This window comes from Xanthomarina sp., from assembly GCF_035306705.1.
Lineage (GTDB): Bacteria > Bacteroidota > Bacteroidia > Flavobacteriales > Flavobacteriaceae > Xanthomarina.
Window position 1 is genome coordinate 1 of the sequence record NZ_DATGNO010000157.1, and the last position, 3933, is coordinate 3933.

Below are 3933 nucleotides of genomic sequence, written 5' to 3' on the forward strand. Positions count from 1 at the left end.
AAAACAAATTGGCAGGTTGTAAGCTTTGGCAAAATTTTTGACTAATATTGCATAATAATAAGAAGTAGAACCTATTAAATTATAGATTATGGCATTAGATATAACAGATGCAACGTTTGAAGAAACTGTATTAAAAAGTGATGTACCAGTAATGGTAGATTTTTGGGCAGCTTGGTGTGGACCATGTAGAATGGTTGGACCAATCATTGAAGAAATAAGCAAAGAATACGAAGGTAAAGCTGTTGTAGGAAAAGTAGATGTAGATGCAAACCAAGAATTTGCAGCTAAATACGGCGTGCGTAACATTCCAACCGTTTTGGTTTTTCAAAATGGAGAAGTAGTAGGTCGTCAAGTTGGTGTTGCACAGAAAAGTGTTTATACTGAAGCTATCGACGCGCTTTTATAAGATTATTTTTTATAAAACATATCAAAGGCTTGCTTTAACAGCAAGCCTTTTTTTTATGCCTCATCTTAAAATTAAATTTGGTTTTATCTGGAATATGTAATACTTTGTTATATAGTGTTTTACATGAAAAGATTGATGGCCTGTTAACCTTTTTTTATAAAACTCATTAAGTAGTATAACATAAAACATAATTATTATGAAATTAAAATTTTTAAGAACCCTGTCCCTGGCATTTTTAGGCCTAATTGTTTTTTCATGCAGTAGTGATGACGACTCTAATGAAAGTAGTCCTACCGTTAATGAGTTGTTCAAGGTGCAACATGCCACTTTGATTAGCAATGACTTCCCAGAAGCCTCTAGCGATGCAGGTTTGGAGGTCTATAACATGAATAGTCATGTAATTCCTGGTGGAACCTCGTATGCAACGATTCAAACGAGTACCAGAGCTCAAAAACTTTTTATAGGTGCTGTTGATAGGCACGGATACTTCGAGCTTGTGCCAGAGAATACTTCCGATTTAAATCAGAGTTTCATTTTAAAAATAAATCAATTAAACCATCAAGACCATTTTACCGTTCGTATGGCTTATTTAGATGAAAACAATCGTGTGAGTCAGACGGTGTATGCCGATGTTTTGGTTATCAATGTTGGTACGGGTGCTTTACAAGTTAGCCTGTCGTTTGACAATGATAAGGATGTGGACTTACACTTAATTGAACCAAACGGAAGTCATATTTATTACGGGAATGAAACTAGTAATAATGGTGGGTTTTTAGACTTAGATTCTAATCCGGCTTGTACTATTGATGGGGTTAATAATGAAAACATAACCTATCCAGACGACGCTACCATAGAACCTGGTATATATTATGTATATGTAGATATGTATGAGAATTGCGATCCGACTACTGCTACAAATTTTGTCGTGTCTGTTCATTTAAACGGGGAAGAAATTCCGACTTCTACACAAAACCCATATAATGGTAATTTCCCTATAGGCTTCCCAAGTAATTCTGGAGGTTCAGATATTGCAGATGATATCGCTCCTGTTTTTTCTTTTGAAATCACGGAAGAAGACTCTAGGCTCATGCAAAATCAAAGAAGACTTCAGTCGAAGCCTTTGTCGCCATCGGCTAGAATCAAATTAGAGAAATCTCTAAACAGATAAGTAATTCGCTAGTTGACATTAAAAAGGCAAACGCAATCAAATGGATTGCGTTTGCCTTTTTTTAATTTATAAGATAGCTAAAACTTAGAGAGTTCTTTAAAACTCCATGAAGCTCCATAAGCTTTATTTATCTTTTGTAAGTAAGTTTGATGTCGAATTCGGTGTTAGGTGGAAACCCGTCCTCAATAGTGACACTGTTATGATCTCCTGTTATTACCAAGGTGGTTTCCGTTAAAGTTTCAATGGTAAATTCTTGTGTTTGTCCCATACTGTTTTCAACCAAGTACAGTTTGTTTCCTTCACGACTCCAAGTTCCTTCAGTTGCCATAGGGGTGTTCATTTCTTGCTCTGTAGTTGAAGGAACGCCGTTTATGATCGTGGTCAGGTCCATCATAAATGGAGCACTATTTCCTGTTGTGGTATTGTCTTGATAAAAAGTTATATCGTTTCCTGTCATGGTATCAGCCACACCATTAAAAGTTATGGTGAGTTCATCACCAGCAAAAATACCATTCATAATAAAGTTGTCAGCATTCCAGCTTCCTACAATGCTTGCTTCTTGTGGGTTGCCATTACCCGAGTTACCTCCGTCAGGGCTTCCGTCGTCATCACTGGAACATGATACAAGACCAAGAACAAATAGACTGAGGAACAAATAATTAGTGATTTTCATAGGTTTAAATTTTAAAATTATTTTTAAATGTAATAATAATTTTTTAAACCTAGTTGTTAGAGCAAAATTTTATAATATAGATTTTATTATTTAGAAGTTATTTGGGGCTTACATGCTGGTTTTTATTAAAGTAGCTGCTGTTTTAGTTGTGTATAAAACAGGTAAAACCATGTGAATCTTTTAATGTAAAATACATCAAGTAGTTTAATATTATAAATAATTAAAATGAAAACTAAATGTTTTAAAAGTGCTATTCTTGCTCTAACAAGCTTATTCGTTTTTTCTTGTAGTAGTGATGATTCTTATGCCGGAGACCTTTCCTTCGATTTTATCCAAACAGAAGAATAGTGCCACTGGTTTAAATAAGCATATTCCAAAAGAAAAGATAAAAGGTTTGCATTAACGGCAAACCTTTTTTAGTTTAGACACGTATGGATTTACAATTAGAACTTAATAAAACTGGAGGTTTTAAAAACCTAGACTTACTTGCCAAGCAGGTCGTTGAAGGCTTTATTGCTGGTATGCATAAAAGTCCGTTTCACGGGTTCTCAGCAGAATTTGCCGAGCATAAAATCTATAATCAAGGCGAAAGTACCAAACATATCGATTGGAAGCTCTATGCTAAAACTGATAAGTTGTATACCAAGCGTTATGATGAAGAAACCAATCTGCGCTGTCATTTAATTATCGACAATAGCAGTTCCATGCATTATCCGGAACTAAAATCCTTTTCAATTGATAGCTTAAATAAAATTGCTTTTACAGCTTTAGCCTCAGCCTCATTAATGCACATATTAAAAAAACAACGCGACGCAGTCGGATTGAGTGTGTATAGCGATTCGTATGATTTTTATTCGCCAGAAAAGGGTAGTGAAAGACATCACCACATGTTGTTACATCAATTAAGTGCCTTGGTAGAATCTAAACCGGAACAAAGACAAACCGATACCTATACGTATTTACATCAAATAGCTGAAAATATAAAAAGGCGGTCTTTGATTTTCTTTTTTACAGATATGTTGCAAACCGAGGTAGCAGAAGAAAAACTGTTTGATGCCCTACGTCATTTAAAATACAACAAGCATGAGGTGGTGTTGTTTCATGTGTTTGATAAGAAAAAGGAATTAGACTTCGATTTTGACAATGTACCCAAGCGTTTTGTTGATGTAGAGACGGGAGAGCACATAAATTTATATGCGGACAACATAAAAGACACCTATCAAAAGGCGGTTAGTGATTATTTTGAAGCGATTAAACTTAAATGTGGGCAATACAAAATAAAATATGTAGAAGCCGATGTTAATAATAAATTTGATAATATCCTGACAACCTATATGATAGCTCGTAAAAATTTTATTTAAAGAAAAAAAAGTAAAAAATTTGCAAAAAATGTTTGAGATATTAAAAAAGGCTCTTATATTTGCAGCCGCTTGAGGGATTAAAGTCTACGGAGTTTGATTCTGAAAAGCAGTGCAAAAAGCAACGGTCTGGTAGTTCAGTTGGTTAGAATGTCGCCCTGTCACGGCGAAGGTCGCGGGTTCGAGTCCCGTCCAGACCGCTTAAATTGCTAAAGCTCCAAGAAATTGGAGCTTTTTTTTGGCAATAAAATTTAGTTGTGTTGTTTGACGGATGTAGTAGTCTGTCAATGGTTTAAGTAGTTAAACCGATGGAAAGCTTTCCTTTTTT

Annotated in this window: 5 protein-coding genes and 1 tRNA gene; 5 read left to right on the plus strand and 1 reads right to left on the minus strand. The window is 35.0% G+C overall.

The features are described from left to right. Window positions 1-88: 88 nt before the first annotated feature. Window positions 89-406, plus strand: a complete 318-nt coding sequence (gene trxA / locus VKY47_RS12790) for a thioredoxin (RefSeq protein ID WP_324313202.1) — start codon at window positions 89-91, stop codon at window positions 404-406. A 196-nt stretch (window positions 407-602) separates the two neighbouring features. Beyond that, window positions 603-1574 carry a hypothetical protein gene (locus tag VKY47_RS12795; protein ID WP_324313203.1) on the plus strand — a complete coding sequence of 324 codons (972 nt, stop codon included), beginning with the start codon at window positions 603-605 and terminating at the stop codon, window positions 1572-1574. Between the two features lie 127 nt (window positions 1575-1701). Here VKY47_RS12795 and VKY47_RS12800 read toward each other — a convergent pair whose 3' ends face one another. Continuing rightward, window positions 1702-2247, minus strand: a complete 546-nt coding sequence (locus tag VKY47_RS12800) for a hypothetical protein (RefSeq protein ID WP_324313204.1) — start codon at window positions 2245-2247, stop codon at window positions 1702-1704. A gap of 225 nt (window positions 2248-2472) precedes the next feature. On the opposite strand from VKY47_RS12800, the gene VKY47_RS12805 reads away from it, so the two are divergent. From VKY47_RS12805 to VKY47_RS12815, 3 genes are all read left to right on the plus strand, one after another. Next, the gene (locus tag VKY47_RS12805) at window positions 2473-2595 is read left to right on the plus strand and encodes a hypothetical protein (RefSeq protein WP_324313205.1); all 123 of its coding nucleotides are present in this window, start codon (window positions 2473-2475) and stop codon (window positions 2593-2595) included. An 83-nt stretch (window positions 2596-2678) separates the two neighbouring features. Next, on the plus strand, window positions 2679-3608 hold the full coding sequence (locus VKY47_RS12810; RefSeq protein ID WP_324313206.1) for a DUF58 domain-containing protein: 930 nt from the start codon (window positions 2679-2681) through the stop codon (window positions 3606-3608). 123 nt (window positions 3609-3731) lie between these two features. Then, window positions 3732-3805 (plus strand) — tRNA-Asp (locus VKY47_RS12815). Window positions 3806-3933 lie beyond the last annotated feature (128 nt).

Bases quoted from the DNA above. Each gene is read 5' to 3' on its own strand.
- trxA (WP_324313202.1), top strand. From the start codon at position 89: ATGGCATTAGATATAACAGATGCAACGTTTGAAGAAACTGTATTAAAA.
- VKY47_RS12795 (WP_324313203.1), top strand. From the start codon at position 603: ATGAAATTAAAATTTTTAAGAACCCTGTCCCTGGCATTTTTAGGCCTA.
- VKY47_RS12800 (WP_324313204.1), bottom strand. From the start codon at position 2,247: ATGAAAATCACTAATTATTTGTTCCTCAGTCTATTTGTTCTTGGTCTT.
- VKY47_RS12805 (WP_324313205.1), top strand. From the start codon at position 2,473: ATGAAAACTAAATGTTTTAAAAGTGCTATTCTTGCTCTAACAAGCTTA.
- VKY47_RS12810 (WP_324313206.1), top strand. From the start codon at position 2,679: ATGGATTTACAATTAGAACTTAATAAAACTGGAGGTTTTAAAAACCTA.